General features: G+C 39.8%; 12 protein-coding genes. 7 read left to right on the top strand and 5 right to left on the bottom strand.

The window, feature by feature from the left end; all coding sequences use genetic code 11:
- Positions 1-294 precede the first annotated feature (294 nt).
- On the bottom strand, positions 295-2,994 hold the full coding sequence (locus AAC073_RS18585; protein WP_339925309.1) for a discoidin domain-containing protein: 2,700 nt from the start codon (positions 2,992-2,994) through the stop codon (positions 295-297).
- Positions 2,995-3,330: 336 nt separating this feature from the next.
- Here AAC073_RS18585 and AAC073_RS18580 point away from each other — a divergent pair, with 336 nt between their 5' ends.
- The 4 genes from AAC073_RS18580 (at position 3,331) to AAC073_RS18565 (ending at position 8,039) form a co-directional block, all read left to right on the top strand.
- The gene (locus AAC073_RS18580; protein ID WP_339925308.1) at positions 3,331-4,407 is read left to right on the top strand and encodes an amidohydrolase family protein; all 1,077 of its coding nucleotides are present in this window, start codon (positions 3,331-3,333) and stop codon (positions 4,405-4,407) included.
- A gap of 159 nt (positions 4,408-4,566) precedes the next feature.
- Complete coding sequence (locus AAC073_RS18575; protein ID WP_339925307.1) at positions 4,567-5,562, top strand: sterol desaturase family protein; 996 nt, start codon at positions 4,567-4,569, stop codon at positions 5,560-5,562.
- Positions 5,563-5,709: 147 nt separating this feature from the next.
- A complete protein-coding gene (locus AAC073_RS18570; RefSeq protein ID WP_339925306.1) occupies positions 5,710-6,726 on the top strand; it encodes an alcohol dehydrogenase catalytic domain-containing protein in 1,017 nt (338 codons plus the stop codon).
- A gap of 542 nt (positions 6,727-7,268) precedes the next feature.
- On the top strand, positions 7,269-8,039 hold the full coding sequence (locus AAC073_RS18565; RefSeq protein WP_339925305.1) for an SDR family NAD(P)-dependent oxidoreductase: 771 nt from the start codon (positions 7,269-7,271) through the stop codon (positions 8,037-8,039).
- A 467-nt stretch (positions 8,040-8,506) separates the two neighbouring features.
- Here the strand turns inward: AAC073_RS18565 and AAC073_RS18560 are convergent, their stop codons facing one another.
- Positions 8,507-10,186, bottom strand: a complete 1,680-nt coding sequence (locus tag AAC073_RS18560; protein ID WP_339925304.1) for a sulfatase — start codon at positions 10,184-10,186, stop codon at positions 8,507-8,509.
- A 406-nt stretch (positions 10,187-10,592) separates the two neighbouring features.
- Here AAC073_RS18560 and AAC073_RS18555 point away from each other — a divergent pair, with 406 nt between their 5' ends.
- The 3 genes from AAC073_RS18555 to AAC073_RS18545 all read left to right on the top strand — a co-directional run bounded on the left by AAC073_RS18555 (position 10,593) and on the right by AAC073_RS18545 (position 14,092).
- Positions 10,593-11,795: a family 43 glycosylhydrolase gene (locus AAC073_RS18555; RefSeq protein ID WP_339925303.1), complete on the top strand. Its 1,203-nt coding sequence runs from the start codon at positions 10,593-10,595 to the stop codon at positions 11,793-11,795.
- Positions 11,796-12,152: 357 nt separating this feature from the next.
- On the top strand, positions 12,153-13,271 hold the full coding sequence (locus AAC073_RS18550) for a Zn-dependent alcohol dehydrogenase (protein ID WP_339925302.1): 1,119 nt from the start codon (positions 12,153-12,155) through the stop codon (positions 13,269-13,271).
- 14 nt (positions 13,272-13,285) lie between these two features.
- On the top strand, positions 13,286-14,092 hold the full coding sequence (locus tag AAC073_RS18545) for an alpha/beta hydrolase-fold protein (protein WP_339925301.1): 807 nt from the start codon (positions 13,286-13,288) through the stop codon (positions 14,090-14,092).
- Between the two features lie 21 nt (positions 14,093-14,113).
- On the opposite strand, the gene AAC073_RS18540 is transcribed toward AAC073_RS18545, so the two are convergent.
- From AAC073_RS18540 to AAC073_RS18530, 3 genes are read right to left on the bottom strand one after another with little or no spacing between them, the layout of a single operon-like run.
- The gene (locus tag AAC073_RS18540) at positions 14,114-14,506 is read right to left on the bottom strand and encodes a transcriptional regulator (protein ID WP_339925300.1); all 393 of its coding nucleotides are present in this window, start codon (positions 14,504-14,506) and stop codon (positions 14,114-14,116) included.
- A 5-nt stretch (positions 14,507-14,511) separates the two neighbouring features.
- The gene (locus AAC073_RS18535) at positions 14,512-15,654 is read right to left on the bottom strand and encodes an XdhC family protein (RefSeq protein WP_339925299.1); all 1,143 of its coding nucleotides are present in this window, start codon (positions 15,652-15,654) and stop codon (positions 14,512-14,514) included.
- A 5-nt stretch (positions 15,655-15,659) separates the two neighbouring features.
- A complete protein-coding gene (locus AAC073_RS18530; protein ID WP_339925298.1) occupies positions 15,660-16,856 on the bottom strand; it encodes a molybdopterin molybdotransferase MoeA in 1,197 nt (398 codons plus the stop codon).
- Positions 16,857-16,872 lie beyond the last annotated feature (16 nt).

Here is a 16,872-nt window from a genome sequence, read left to right as displayed (position 1 = left end):
TGCCTAAAAATTAAAAATTGTACTATTCTACTTGCTTTAATCTTAGAATACGGGGAGAAATATCCTAGCCAGGGGTGTCAGCCCCTGGTATGTTAAAAAGGAGAATGATATGATTTTGGCGGTATTGTTGCTTTTTCTGCAACAATGTTGACAAAATCTTAAGATTTAAAAGTTAATGCCGAGTTCTTAGCATCTGGGCTTACAGTCCCATAAAAAAATGGCAATCGTTTATAGGTTAAATAAATGGTGACAAATCAAGATGCCTTCAGCAAAGATTTGTCACCATTGGTTTATTTATCTAGCATAGAGGTTTAATTTCCGCATGCCCCAAGGCTTGTCTGCATCTTCTAAATTTTCTATTTTTAGGAATTTGGCTTCGGTATTATGGTTCCAACTTACAGTGTTGGCTCCTTGCATACCTTTAGCCTGAGCTACTTCAGTCCATTGTTTACCATCTAAGGAAACCGAAACTTTGAATTTTCTAGGGTTCATCTCATTCCCGGTTTCAAAAGCAATCTCGGTTAGCGCAGCAGCCTTTGGTAATTCTACTTGAAACCAACTGCCGTTCTTTTGGTTTTCATCTGTTTTCCAACCTTTAAAACCAAAGACATAAGAAGGATCTCTAGTAGAACCTACTCCTTGTAAAGAAGTACTGCTAGCTGTAACCCTCCAGCTGTCCTGAGGGGCAAGCGCTTTTGGTACTTCAGCAAGCAGTGCATCGTATTGGTAATTTCCATCCTTTTGTTCGGTTTCTTTACGGATCTTTGCTACATATTCGGGAGTCACAAAGCTTCCTGAATTGCCAAATTCATTTCTAATGTAGGAGGCTACAGAAGCGATATATTGGTTATCATTGCTATTCATTGCAATCATTACCCCCTCGTATTCCTTGCCTTCTATTGCCCCTGTAAGTCCATGAAGAAGGGTCTTAACGATGTATTCTGGGTGACCTTGCACACGTGGTGAACCTGAGAATGCTGGTGCAATCAATTGGCCTCCAGCAGCACCAGTAGGTGTTCCAAGGCCTTTTACGCCATGACAAGTAGCACAGTAACTGTCAAAAATCGTTTTTCCCTGATTGTACAACACTAGGTCTGCAGGGGTATACTGTGTTGCTGCCAGTTTTTTGGCTTCAGCAATATTTTCCAATAGCTGTTCAGTGACCAATTGAACCCCTTTGGCTTGATTGGACTGATTGGCTTTTTCAAGCATTTCTTCAAAACCAGTAATTTTCAATACATAAGCACTTTGTAGCGCCTGAATGACTACTGAAGGATCAGCATCTAGTGTCATTTCATTGTATGATTTTTCAAGGCTTTTTTCTCCATACTTGTATAAGGTTTCGCTTGCTCTTAGGCCTTGAATCCGGATATTTACATTTTTATCTACCAGGAAGGAAAGTACAAGCTCTTTCTTGAGTAGGCCCAATCCTTCCAAAGTCCATAGGGCATGAATTCTTGCCAGTTCATTAGTAGAATTTTTGGCCATTTTTACCAAATCCGAAGCCACAGAATGATCTTGTCTTAAAATCAAAAGTTGCTGTGCCTTGTCTCTCCACCAGCCATTGGGATGTTCCAGGTGCTCGACAAGTTCAGCGGCACTTTCTTCAAACATCTTAGGTTGCTTCTTGTCTCTTGACATGCCGTCATAAGTAACACGCCAGATTCTTCCATTTTCTATGACATCATCCATTTGGTATTGGAGGATTTTAGTTCTCAAATAACTTCCATCTTGGGTCCAGTTACCTTCCTGAATTATTCCTCTATACATGTCTACAATATAAAGTGTACCATCTGGGGCCGTGGCCATATCGGTAGGCCTGAAAAACGGATCTGTTGATTGTATAAATTCGGATTCTATATCTAAATATTGGTTTTGGATTGAAGTAATGCCTTCCTTCTTATCGGAATATACCTGTCTTACTATTCTACCAACTGGCTCTCCATAAAAATACTGGTTAATCAGTGCTTTAGGCAGTCTGTCTCCCCTGAAAACATCACTTCCAGCAGATCCTGTTACATTGTTTAGGGAGCCATCGGGTTTCGTTTCTCGCATACCAGGTTCAAAATCCGCTAGCTTAACCAAACTGAAAGGAATTCTAAAATCTTTTTGAAACTCCTCCTTTACGTTGAAATTTCCATAAACAATGGGGAAGTTAAAGTTACGGGGCACTCCACCAGCACCATCCTGAAACCAAACCTGCCCATAATTGTCTTGCGTCACTCCCCATTGGCCATATGGATTGCCCGTTGGTTCCTGGATAACACCGTCAGGCGTCCATCGAATTCTTTTGGAATTATAGGTGCTGTACATCCAATTGTCCATGGCCCAGGTTAAAAAGCTGGTTTGATGTTCTACATTGCCAGACCTACCCAATCCAGACGCAAACAACTCCTTTTTATCTGCTTTTCCATCATTGTTGGTATCGGTGTATTTGTAAACTTCATCTTCATTGGATTCCATAGATAAAATTGTGCCGGGTCCAAATGGAACGACAAATCTTGGAAAAACCAAACTATCTAAAAAGATGACGCCCTCTTCGTAAATACCATCATTGTCTTTGTCTTCCCATCTTGAAATACGGCTGCTGGGAAGTAATTCACCTACAGCATCAATGTCTTGCATATAACTCCTTAATTCTAACACATACATTCTTCCATTGCCATCAAACTGTATGGCTGCAGGCTCTTTGATTTGTGGTTCGGTAAGAATTGGCGTCATAGAATAGCCAGGTTGGAGCACGAAAGTCTTTTGTTCCTCTTTGGCAGACAATGGAACCAAAGGAGCCAATGGGCTTAAATCAATGCCTTTCCATCTTGGAGACGTTAGGTCGGCAGATTCGGGAATGGGAACTTCTGGATAAGGAGCATCCATTCTACTTGGATCTAGCCTTTCTGTGGGAGAGATGTCTGTATATGATTTTTCCGGATTGCAACTGAATAGGAAAACAAAAGCGACACTTAGACTATAAAATGTTTTTACTGAGAAGTGCATTAAAATTTAATTTATAACACCTTCTTATTAAAGGTGTAGAGGTTTTGGTGATTAGGTCATTCTAATAGAGAACCATAAATCCTAATTAAAATTAGAGGGACAAAGTATATTATTTTTTTAAATATTTAAATGATTAAAAAATTATTTTTTATCGTTTTTTTCTTACTGGGAATTATTTCCTTTAAATTATGCCAAAATACCTAGAAGATACAGAAATGATTATTACACTTGACATTGGGAATTGACCTATGGGTTATACCATTTTGATTTTGCCTTAAAGTACCTTATAACTTATTTTACCAGTATTGATCCCTAACCAATCTTATTTTTATTTGAATGAAAAAGTACCTACTTATTATTTTTGCGCTAGCAATTTTTATCTCATGTGCGGATGATAATGCTTATTACAGCCCTGAAGACTATTCGAAGGTCAAGAAAACAGATGTTCACATTCATATAATGTCGGACAGGCCATATTTCGTGGAGAAGGCCAAGGCAGATAACTTTCATTTGGTGAATGTTGCTTTGGAAATTAACAAAGGATGGGAAGATGTTTACATCAAGTACAATTATGGAAAGAAGCAACAAGCGCAAAACCCTGAAACTGTTGATTTGGTAACCTCATTTGCAGTATCCGATTTTGATGATCCTGCATGGGAGGATAAAGTAATTTCCTGGTTAGACAGTTGTTTTGATGAAGGAGCAGTGGGAGTGAAGGTTTGGAAAAATATAGGGATGGTAGCAAGAGATACTGCTGGTAATCTAATTTCAATCGACGATGTCAAGTTTGACCCTATTATCGATCACATTCAGAAGAGGGGCAAAACCTTAATGGGACATCTTGGAGAGCCAAAAAATTGTTGGTTACCATTAGATGAAATGACGACCAATAATGATAGAAGTTATTTTAAAAGGCATCCGGAATACCATATGTTCCAGCATCCTGAGATGCCCTCACATGAAGACATTGTCGCTAGCCGTGATAGGATGCTCGAAAAACATCCTGACCTTAGATTTCTAGGAGCGCACATGGGGAGTTTGGAATACAGTGTAGACGAATTGGCCAAAAGGTTTGATAAGTTTCCAAACATGGCAATAGGGCTTGCCGCCAGAATGGGGCAGGTTTTTTACCAAACGGTTGAAGATAGGGAAAAGGTAAGAGACTTTTTTATTAAGTACCAGGACAGAATATTGTATGCGACAGATTTGGCTGATAACGGCAACATGAGCAAGGAAGAATTGGAGGCCAATATGGAGGCTGCTTGGAAAAGAGATTGGGAGTACTTTGTTACAGACAATGTTATGGAGAGTGATTTAATCAACTCATCCTTTCAGGGTATTAAATTGCCAAAAGAAGTAGTGGATAAGATTTTCTATAAAAATGCCAATACCTGGTTTGCCCTTAATCCCTAGAAGCTCGTGGGTTCAATTTTATGCCGTATTAAATTAAATCCATATCTTGAAATCTAATTATAAGTTAAGAAGAAAACGTAACCCAAATGGGATTATTATTGACCTTATTGTTTAAAAAATAAGGCTAGTCATAAACCAATAACCACGATTATATTACCAATGGAGTTTTTAAACAGTTTATTCAGTGAAATTACCGGATTTTTAGGCATCGACAGATTAATGGAGATCTTAAGTTCAGGTGATTATGCAGCATTCAAGACCTATGATGGCATCACCTCATTAATTTTTCCCATCATCCCCTTACTGGTTTTACTGGAACTGGTTTTAAGTCTGGTTTATAAAAAGCCTGAAACTAAAGTTTACAAGGTTAATTTTTTAATTTATGTATTCAATCGCATTGTCGGTAGATTTATTGCGATTGCGATGGTTGTTCTGCTAATTGGCTTGTTAGAGCCATATGCCCTTTTCCATGGAGATTTAACCTGGTACTGGTTTATTTATGGATACATCGTTTGGGAGTTCGCCCATTTTCTCTATCATTATTGGGGGCATAAAGTCCGTTTGTTTTGGTGTCTTCATTCCACCCATCATGCACCGGAAAACATGAACCTTTCTGTGACCTATGCGCATTTTTTCTTAGAAGCACCCTACGCAGATACCATTAGAACCACAGTTTGCATTTTGATGGGCGTTCCTCCAGAAATGTTGTTTGTAATTATGTTTATTGATGGAACTTATGGTGCCTTTATTCATGTCGGTGAAAATTTGATGAAGGATGGGAGAATGGGCTTTCTTAATAAGATCATCCTTACACCTTCCCATCACAGGGTGCATCATGCCAAGAACCCCTTATACATGGATACGAATTTCTGTAATCTATTGCTTATATGGGACAAAGTTTTCGGTACTTTTCAAAATGAGGATGATAAAATCAAAATGGAATATGGGATAACCCGAAAAATGGATTCGGGAAATTTTATGGATGTTTACTTTGGTGAATTTGTAGCCCTATACAAGGATGTAGTCCATGCACCAGGTTTAAAGAATAAGTTAATTTACATCTACAAACCACCAGGTTGGCATCATTCTGGGGAGTACCAAACAGCGAGACAAATTAGAAAAGAATTTATCGAAAATAATGATTTGAAAAAGTAATTTAATTATGAAAGGCGGATGGGGTTAGCCTCTAGAAAAACTTTTTAGTTTGACCTTGGGTTTGCTGCATTTTAACTACGAATAGAAACTATTGAGGAAAATTAAACCTCAGATTTTAAACCTAATTACAACTAAACCAACACTATTTTGAAAGCAACAGTCTATAATGGAAACAATTCTTTTTCTGTCATTGATAAAGCCATAGAAACACCAAAAAATGATGAAGTCCGGATCAAAGTTGCCTATACGGGTGTTTGTGGCACAGATGTACACATTTACCATGGCATGATGGACAAAAGGGTGGCTATTCCTCAAACCATCGGTCATGAAATGTCTGGGACAATAGACGCTGTAGGAGAAGATGTATCAGGCTATTCGATTGGAGAAAAAGTAGTGGTCAGGCCTTTAGATGATCGTTTAGTCAAAGCTTCCGACAAAGGATACAACCATATATGTGCAGGCCTTAAATTTATAGGCATTGATAGTCCCGGATCCATGCAACAGTATTGGAATGTTCCGGCTTTTGTATTGCATAAATTACAACCTGAAACCGACTTGAAATTAGCGGCGCTAATAGAACCACTGTCCGTAGCGGTGCATGATGTAAAATTAAGCGGCTTGGTCGCCGGTGAAACTGCCGTAGTATTGGGTGGTGGACCAATAGGCTTATTGGTGGCCTTGGTCGCTAAGAATGCTGGTGCCAATGTGATTGTCTCTGAGGTGAATGAAACAAGAATAAAGAAAGCGGCTGAATGTGGCCTGCAGGCAGTTAATCCTACAAAAACGGATATCGTTGAATTGGTTAAGGAGCAAACGGAAGGGCGACTGGCTGATGTCGTATTTGAAGTGGCAGGAGTACAGCCTGCTTTGGATATAATGACTGAGTTGGCAGGTATAAGGGGGAGAATCGTTATGGTGGCCATCCATGGGGAAAAGAAGCCGGTGGATCTTTTCAAGTTCTTTTGGAAGGAATTAAAGCTGATCGGGGCAAGGGTATACGAAAAAGAGGATTATGAGAAAGCCATTGCACTGATCACTGCTAACGAACTTCCTTTTGAAAAAATGATCACCGATGTACAGCCCTTGAGCAATATTGAGCAGGTTTTTGAATCCATAGACAATAATCCTTCGGGTTTGAAAGTGTTAATGGATTGCCAACTTTAAAATAAAATTCAACACTATCTTCCATCTATCTTGCTCAAACATTAAGGATTTAATTGATAGTCATAGGTTTTACCCATGGACAGAGGAATAAAAAACAGATCTAGATTTTGGCGGTATTGTTGCTTTTTTCGGCAACAATGCTGACAAAATCACAAAGTCTATTATTACTGGGGTCGGGGATTATTTCATTAATCCTCACCAAGCCCCAACGGGCGGCATATCACAGCCAAGGATGTAAGCCCTTGGTTTAAAAGATTAAGCACATCTAGATTTTGGGGGTATTGTTGCTTTTTTTTTGGCAACAATGCTGACAAAATCACAACGTCTATTTATTACAGGGGTCGAGGATTATTTCATTTGACCTCACCAAGCCCTAGCGGGGCGCAATATCATAGCCAAGGGGAAAGCCCTTGGTTTAAAAGAATAAGCGCATCTTGATTTTGGCGATATTGTTGCTTTTTTTTCTGCAACAATACTGACAAAATCATTACGAAATTACCTGTATCGAGGTATTAAAAATTTTAATATTTAAACAATTTGAAATGTCAGTATTGAATTCATTCAGTTTAGAAGGTAAAACAGCTTTGGTAACCGGTTGTAAAAGGGGGATAGGCAAGGCCATGGCCATAGGCTTGGCAGAAGCAGGTGCCAATATCATAGGCGTAAGTGCCAGCCTCGAAACATCAGGCAGTGCAGTGGAACAGGAAGTAAAAGCTTTGGGAAAAACCTTTAAAGGTTATGCCTGTGATTTCAGTGATAGAAAAGCTTTATATGGTTTTATCAATGCCGTCAAACAAGATTTTCCGGTAATAGACATACTTATCAATAATGCAGGAACCATTCTCAGAAAACCGGCTGCTGAGCATCCTGATGAAATGTGGGACAAAGTCATCGAAGTAAACCAAAGTGCCCAGTTTATACTTACCAGGGAAATCGGTAAGGACATGGTGAGTCGGGGAGCAGGTAAAATCGTCTTTACCGCCTCCTTATTGACTTTTCAGGGAGGCATTACTGTGCCGGGCTATGCGGCAAGCAAGGGCGCTATAGGACAGATGACCATGGCATTTGCCAATGAATGGGCAAGCAAAGGGGTAAATGTTAACGCCATTGCTCCAGGTTATATTGAAACAGACAATACAGAAGCACTTCGAAATGACCCGGAAAGATCGGCTAGTATATTAGGAAGGATCCCTGCGGGTCGTTGGGGCAAACCGGAGGATTTTGCAGGGCCTACCGTATTCTTATGTTCTGAGGCGGCCTCTTATATGCATGGTACCACCATGTTGGTAGATGGCGGCTGGATGGGAAGGTAGTAATTTTAAAATTCTTTTAAGTTCGTGTTTAGGTAGATTAATACTTGTTTAAAGAATAAGTATTAATCTACCTTTTTTGATTTAACATTAACAAGATAATATAAACATAATTCCCCATTATAATATTTTTAATGGGAATACTGACAATATATAGATTTTAGTAGGTTTGAAATGTTTAATTTACACTGCATTAAACGTAGTGCATAGGTATAAATTTTAATCGTACATAAGTATTAATCATGTGCCCGATAAATAAATTCATAGTAGCTAAATTTTCCTGCTAAAAAGGGTAAATGATTAGTTTTTTTTATTTTTAGATCACTAATGATATAAATTTATCTAAATTATTTATACTCATAAGTAACTATAAATCAGATTTTTAAAATGTAAAGTTTAAAGTTATTTAATTTTAAATATATACGTTTATTTAATTTCCATTTTACACGCAAACAACGCCCGTAATTCATTTACAATAAGTCATCAAACAGCACTTTAAATTCCTCATCCCTTACTTCATTGTCCGCATTGTAGCTTGGGTTCAATGTGGGCCAGTACCGCTTGTCAATGTTTTCTTTTATCCATCCTTTTAACTTTGTGAATAATTCTTTGGTTTGCTCAGGAGAAGATTTAGACAAGTCATTTTTTTCGAAAGGATCATTTTCAATATCATATAATCTTAACCTTCCATACCAGTCAAAGATAAGTTTGAAATCGCCTTTTCGGATAGCCGAATGTGGCGTCAATGGATATGGTTCGTAAGGACTATTGTAAATTACATTGAAAGGATAGTGCCAGTAATGGCTTGTTTTGGTATAGCTTTTCTTTTCGTTTTTACTGTCTGACAACAGCCCCATTAAACTTTCACCATCCAAGTCATTTGCAGAAATTATTTGTTTTGCGTCGTATCCTCCTGCTTGCAGTAAGGTAGGATAGATGTCTGTACAATCTATAGGAAGGTCTACCCATTGTCCCGAAGGGACATTGCCTTTCCATCGAAAAACCAAGGGAACTCGAATGCCACCTTCGGTAAGGCAGGCTTTTCCTCCCAGGAAGGGACTATTGCTGGTCCCATCACCCCTTGGAGTGATACTGGCATCAATACCTCCATTGTCAGACATAAATACTACCAGGGTATTTTCTTCGAGGCCTAGACTGCTTAGTTTGTCCAATATTTTGCCCACAGAACGATCCAATCCTTTTATCATTGAGGCATAGGTAGGGTCCTTATGGCCATTCCATCCTTTGGTATCTTTTCCCTCAAAATAAATGATTTCACCTGCTATACCCTGATAAGGGGAGTGTATAGCGAAATGGGAGAAATACAAGAAGAATGGCTGCTCTTTGGTTTTAGCCCTTTGCTCCAAAAAATTCAAAGCCTGTGTGGTTAAATCATCGGTGAGGTATTCCTCAGCGCTTGGATTCCCAGCATCTCCAATATCCAGTTTTTCAGGTGCCAGCTTAGGGAAAGTCTTATTGGTGGTATCATTCCATCGGTCTTTCCAATTAAAATAGGCCGATCCACCGGCATCATACCATGCCAGCGGTTCAAATCCCTGATCTTCGGGTTGGTAGCCTTTTGCTCCAAAACCGCCAATATGCCATTTTCCAATAAAAGCCGAGTGATAATCTTCCAGTGCCTCAGCTATGGACAATTCGTCCCAACCCTTGTCTAAGTCAGCACCTGTGGGGATGGCGGAATTGGAAATGCCATTTATCAAGGCTTGTTCTATCAGTATATTGTCCTTATGCTCCAATACATCATGTACATATTGCCCTTCAGGAACTGCTAACTCCTGGTTATAATAAGTAGCCCTGGGCGGCATGGCAGTGGTAAAACCAAGCCTGCCTGCATATTTACCTGTGAGTAGGCTTGCCCTGGTAGGCGAACACAGTTGGTTGGCATAAGCTTGCGAAAAAGCGGTGCCTTCACTGATGAGTCTGTCTATGTTGGGCGTTTCATAGAACATTTTGGCAGTATCCGTACCTGTGAATTTTTGCGCATAGGCCTGGCTGTCCATGATCCCATAATCATCCGCCAAAATGAAAATTATATTGGGACGGCTTGCTACAGGTTTTTCGGCTTGTTTTTCTTGTTTCTGACAAGCGCAAAGAAAGAGGGAGAGCGTTAAAAATTGTATTTTATTCATTTTATAGGTATTTGGGCTATTGTCGTTTTGACCAGGATTAAACAATTCTTTTTTGATATCAAGATCGAAGACTTTAATTTATATACTAGTCTAAAAGTAGGGTTTTGATTTAATCAAACCATCCTGTGCAGTACTGGTAAAGGAATCGGCCATTGATTTAAAATCGATTGGTAAAAAATGTATTGGATATTGGTTTGTCTTTATTTTGGGAACCAAGATGTCTGGGTGTAGTTGCAAAAATACCTAGCGGAGATTTGTTGAAAGTGGCATTATTATGAAATGATTTTAACTTTTAGTATGCGTCCTTTTAATCATCAAATAAATAAGTGTAAATTAATGTCGTACATTTTTCAGTTTTAAATATTTCTTAAACTTAACAATAGGTACAGCCCTAAAATAATTAAATATGGATCCAAAATTACTTATTTATTATGCTTTCAGTGTTTTATTATTTCAATCATGTAAGTCTACGCCAAATTCTGACAGCCAGAATACAAATCCGGAAATTACAGTCAGCACTGAGCAGATGGATAAATTGGGGATTACAAATGCGGAGCAACTAAGCGCCGCCTCCAAGCGTGCTCTGAATTGGCCGGATATTGGGAATGAGTGGTTTATAGAATTCTCCAATTTACAACCTTTAAAAGGGGATTTGGCCTATGAAGAAGGGGTAGTTCGGAGAGACCCAAGTGCTATGATTTTCGAAAATGGTAAATACTATGTTTGGTATTCCAAAAGTACAGGACCAACGGATGGATTTGCCGGAGACATTGAAAAAGACAAGGTTTTTCCTTGGGATAGATGCGATATTTGGTATGCGACTTCGGAAGATGGCTGGACCTGGAAGGAAGAAGGAATGGCAGTAGGAAGAGGTGAAAAAGGCGCCTATGATGACCGATCGGTATTCACCGTTGAGATCATGAAGCATGAGGATAGGTATTACCTGACCTACCAAACAGTGAAATCTCCCTACAATGTGCGGGTGAAAAACCAAATTGGCTTAGCATGGTCTGATTCACCTGAAGGCCCTTGGACCAAAAGTAGGGAACCAATTTTAAGTCCCGCAGACAATGGCATCTGGAAAGGGGAAGAACAAAATAGGTTTGCTGTGGAGAAAAAAGGTGACTTTGACAGCCATAAGGTTCATGATCCATGTATCCTACCTTATAAAGGCAAGTTTTACCTTTATTATAAAGGGGAACAAATGGGGGAGGAGATTACTTTTGGAGGTAGACAGATTCGACATGGAGTAGCAATAGCAGATAATCCCAAAGGACCTTATATCAAATCTCCTTACAACCCTATTAGTAATAGTGGGCATGAAATATGTGTTTGGCCCTACAATGGTGGAATAGCCTCTTTAATCACTACAGATGGCCCAGAGAAAAACACCATTCAATGGGCACCTGATGGGATCAATTTTGAAATTATGTCTTCCATCAAAGGAGCACCTCATGCCATTGGTTTGAACCGCAGTGCGGATACAGAAAAGGAACCTACTGCAATTCTTCGGTGGGGACTGTCACATATTTACAATAACTCCGATTATCAAAGTATCATGCGCTTTTCTTCGGCCAGAAGAACCACACATAAAGCCAAAGGGGAATAAACACCAATAGTAGTACGGGATTTAACAGTTGTAAATCAAGATTATTAATTAGTCTTCTATCTCTGAGTGTAATCAATTCCGGCTTAAGGCAAAATTGATAAGTAAACTTTGGTCCTTTAATGTCATTGTTCTATTTGAATTTAAATTCAAGGATTAATATTATTGAAGCCCATCAGATAACTTATTTCCTCTCTTAAACAATTTATTTTATTTACCTTCATTGATTGCCTAGTAGAAGTGTACCTATGAGGTAGAAGAATTATTGTTAGCAAATTTGATTGGATGAAAAGTTCAGGTTATAGTCTTCTATCTTTACCTATTTAAAAATCATAAATACAATTCCAAAACGAATACGACATGTCAATTACTTCTAAAAGTGCTGTAGCCAAAGGGGACGGGACTTTTATTATTACTCAGGTCACCCTTTCTGATCCTCAGGAAGACGAAGTCTTAATCAAAATGAAGGCTGCAGGCCTTTGCCATACCGACTATGATTCACTCAATTGGGGAAAGCCTCTTGTGATGGGCCATGAAGGGGCGGGTATCGTAGAAAAAATTGGATCGGCCGTAAAAGAGCTCAAAGTAGGGGATCAGGTGATTCTTAATTGGGCAACCCCTTGCATGCATTGTTTTCAATGTCAGGAGGGGAATCAACACATTTGTGAAAACAATTCACCGGTTGTAGCAGGAGCAAATGGACATACTCCAGGGCATGCCAAACTGGAGAGTAGCCAATGGAACGGAAAAAGCATTGAGCGCTCATTTAATCTTGGGACCCTTAGTGAATATACTCTCGTAAAAGAGGCTGCTGTGGTGAAAGTGGATGAGCCTGGACTTAATTTTTCGGCAGCAAGCATAGTGAGTTGCGGTGTGATGACAGGCTATGGCTCCGTTGTCAATGCAGCAAAGCTTGAAGCAGGAAGCTCAGCTGTGGTCTTAGGTTGTGGGGGAGTTGGCCTTAACGTGATCAACGCCTGTAAAATTTCAGGAGCGGCTACAATTATTGCTGTAGACGTAAACCCTACAAAATTGGAATTAGCAAGAAAATTCGGGGCAACGGACACGATTTTAGCGGACAAGGAGGACATAGGTTTGTTAGCAGCAGCCGAAGAAGTAAAGGAATTGTTGGGAGGGCGAGGTGCAGATTATGCTTTTGAGTGTACGGCCATTCCTGCATTGGGTGCTGCTCCATTGGCCATGGTTAGAAATGCTGGAACAGCGGTTCAGGTGAGTGGCATAGAAGAGGAAATAAGCATAGACATGAGGCTTTTTGAGTGGGATAAAGTCTATATCAACCCCCTTTATGGTAAATGTAGGCCTCAAATTGATTTTCCTAAAATCATGAAACTTTACAAAAAGGGTGAATTGATGCTGAATCAGATGATCACCCGGGAATATGTGCTGGAAGATTTACAACAGGCATTTGATGACATGCTTGCAGGCAAAAATGCTAAAGGAGTCATCGTTTTTACGTAAAACTAGCTTATACAATGAGTAGCTTTAGAACCAGTGAATTGTCGGACAACACTTTTGGAATGGACGGTTTGCGCTTCCTCACTGTCAAAACGCCAAACCTGAAAGGGAGGGGAGACATATGTTTGTTTATACCTGATGGCACAGATGCACTTGCTGACCTGCCCATTTATATTTTGCTCCATGGTGTTTATGGGAGTTCCTGGGTTTGGGCAATGAAGGGTGGGGCTCATCATACAGCCAAAAGGATGATGAGTTCCGGTGAAATTGAACCCGCTATTCTGGCCATGCCTTCAGATGGGCTCTGGGGAGATGGATCAGGATATCTGAGGCATAATAACAGAGATTTTGGGCAGTGGATCGTATCAGATGTGCCAAAAGCTGTTTATGAGAATATTTCCTCAGTAAGCGAAAAATCTCCACTTGGGATAGGGGGCTTATCTATGGGAGGCTATGGAGCTTTGAAATTGGGTGCTGAGTTTCCGGAAGTTTTCAAGGCAATTTCTGTACACAGTGCCATCACACAATTCTCTGAAATGGATGGTTTTGTAGAAGAGCCTCTGGACACTTATGATTTAAAGCATAAGGGCAATGATGTGATCGATTCAATAAGGAAAAACACCAAATCTATTCCCCCCTTGCGCTTTGACTGTGGTAAAGGGGATAAGCTGATTCAAGGCAATCGCTTACTGCATGCTCAATTGCTGGAATTGGGTGTTCCCCATGAGTATGAGGAATTTGATGGAGGGCATGAATGGCCCTATTGGCAGAAGCACCTGGAAAGCACCTTGAGGTTCTTTGATCGAAATTGTGTGAATAAATAATAGCTTTAATTGGCTTTAAGCCTATTGGTTGATCTTTTCTTGCTTATCTACTAGCGCATAAGGTTGGATTAGAAGATTCACCGATAACCCAAGAAAAGTGGATAGTTTTCTAACCATTTCAACACTCATTGGTCTTTTTTTATTGAGTACAAGACTGACTGTGGTTTTACTTCCAATGGCAGGAATCAAGTCTTTATCCTTAAGGCCTTTTCTTTCCATTGTATCTTTTATTGCATCAATTGGATCAGGAAGTGAAATAGGGTAATGTTCCTTTTCATACTTTTCTATTAGTGTGACTAATAGTTCCGCTTCCAATCCTTCTGCACTGTCCGGATCAGAATCGAAAATTGAAGAAAGCCTTGCCAAAGCAATTTCGTATTCTTGTTCCGTAGTGATTGTCTTTTCCCACTTCATGATTACTATTTGTAAGTTTTAAAATTGTTATGAATAGGCCCGTCTTTTGATTTAAGATAGCCACCCATACTTCCAGTCATCACGGCCTTTATTTCAGATAGGATGGAAAGGGCTATTTCTTCTGGGCCCTCGGCACCAATATCCAGCCCCATAGGACCGAAGATTACTTTCTCCTCCTCATTTTTTAAATTCACGCCATTGATCAACAGTTGTTCTTTTAATTTCAGTAGCTTTTTTTTTGGTCCTAAAACACCGATATAAGGACACTCGTAAGGATACAAACCTTTTAAAACTGCCAGATCGTAATTAAAATTGTGGGTCATGAGTACTACAGCCGTTCGATTGTCAATACCCAAACGTCCAACTACTTCATCTCCTTTTCCAATGATAAGTTCTTCAGCTTCTGAGAAGCGTATACTTGTTACCAAGTCACTTCTGCCATCAGCTATTGTAATTTCCCAGCCCATTAAAGTGGCCAATTTCACCAATGGAATTACATCATTTCCAGCACCTAATATATTTAGCTTAATTGCAGGAGCCATGTACTCAATAAAAGCAAAATAACCTGATTCATTGGCTGGAAGAATGATGGATTTATTGGAAGAAAGGACCGCTTTGGCTTTTTCCAACACAAAGGATTTTATGTCTTTTTTTACTTGATCAAAATGGTCGTTAGAGGTGATTTTTTCAGCGTCAATTAAAAGCAATGTACCAGGTTGCGCGGCTCTTTTACGCTTAAGGTCAAATAAGGTCACCAATACCTTGGTCTCTCTGTTTATTAGGCAAGCTTGCAATAAGTGTATGAGATTGTTCCCAGTCGTGGATAGGATCGGTTCGATCAGTATGTGAATGATTCCATTGCAACCCAATCCCACCCCAAACTTGGCGTCGTCTTCGTCTGTAGTATCATAAGTGACCAACATTGCTTCTTGCTGGAAGATAACCAGTTGGGCTTTTTTTAAAGCATCTCCTTCCAAACATCCTCCAGAAATTGCACCTGTTAACGCTCCATTTTCTGTTATTAGCATTCTTGCACCAGGCTGCCGGTAAGATGAGCCTTCCACTTTTACGACAGTTGCCAAGGCAGTTTTTTCATTATTTTCCAATGAAAAGGCATAGGCTTTCAGAATCTCTTTAATTTCTTTCATGCTGACTAGAAACTGTTTCGGTGCAAGAAGGTGATGGGGAAAATTTCTCCTTTTTTGAACTCCGATTGGTCCGATGGAAGGCTCAAGAATGCATCAGCAAGTGCCAGGTGTACCCAATCCCCAGAACCTGAATTGGCAATAGGCTGAGCCAATAGCTTGCCCTTTTCCATGCTGGTTTTGACCAATAAATGATTGGTAACAGGCTTGTTGAATACAATGTCCTTGTCTAAATGCCCAAAAGTAAGGGTGTCCTTTATGCCCAAATGCTGTTTTAACCACAATTTAAAGTAAGCGTGAAAACATACAAGGGTAGAGGTAGGGTTTCCTGGGAATCCAAAAACGAATTTTTCTCCCTGTGTCCCAAATAGAAATGGTTTACCCGGTTTTTGCTTTACGCCATGGATGTGTATTTTAACGCCTAATTCCTGAAATACGAGGGGTAGAAAATCATATTTCCCCTTGGAGACAGCCCCAGAAAATAGCAAAACATCGTATTCCCCTAACAATTCCTTTATGGCCGTTTTAAGTTTTGGTTTATCATCTGGTAAGTGAGTGGTTTCAGCTTCAATATTCAAATCTTTCAGTGCTGCTTGAAGCATATATACATTGGACCTTCTGATTTGATGGGGTAGTGGTTTGTCCTCAATGGGAACCAGCTCATCCCCTGTAGAGCAAATCATAATTTTCGGTGATTTCACAACCTTAACCTGCGTAAGCCCTGAAGTGGCCAAGACTCCTTTTACGCCAGGGTGAATCCATGTTCCTGCTGGTAGCAGCTGGTCTCCTTTTTCCGCATCAACACCTTTTTTGTGGATGTTTTGAAACTGCCTGTGGTCATTGGCATGCAACGTTGCTATACCTTCTTTGATCGTTATTTTTTCGTAAGGAATCACACAATCGGTATTACCTGGCAATACGGCACCAGTCATCACTTCAAGGCAGTTGTCAGGGTTTTTGAGAGACTTCTGCTCTTGCCCTGCCGCCTGAATGCCTTCAACAATAAAGTGTTGCCTTTTAAGCAGCTGTTCGCTTTGAATGGCAATGCCATCCATGGCCACTCGATCAAAAGGTGGTGCATCCCGGTCGGCAAAAACACCTTCAGCAAGCATTCGGTTTAGACAATCTTTGAAAGGGATGCTATCTGTTTCTCCTTTTTTGGAAAATTTTATAATTATATCCTGGGCTTCCTTAACACTTTTCATTCAGATCAATATTTCT

Source organism: uncultured Cyclobacterium sp. (assembly GCF_963977555.1).
In the GTDB taxonomy this organism is placed as follows: Bacteria; Bacteroidota; Bacteroidia; order Cytophagales; family Cyclobacteriaceae; genus Cyclobacterium.
The sequence above is the reverse complement of the archived record's forward strand: the minus strand, read 5'-3'. Positions and strand labels throughout refer to the sequence as shown.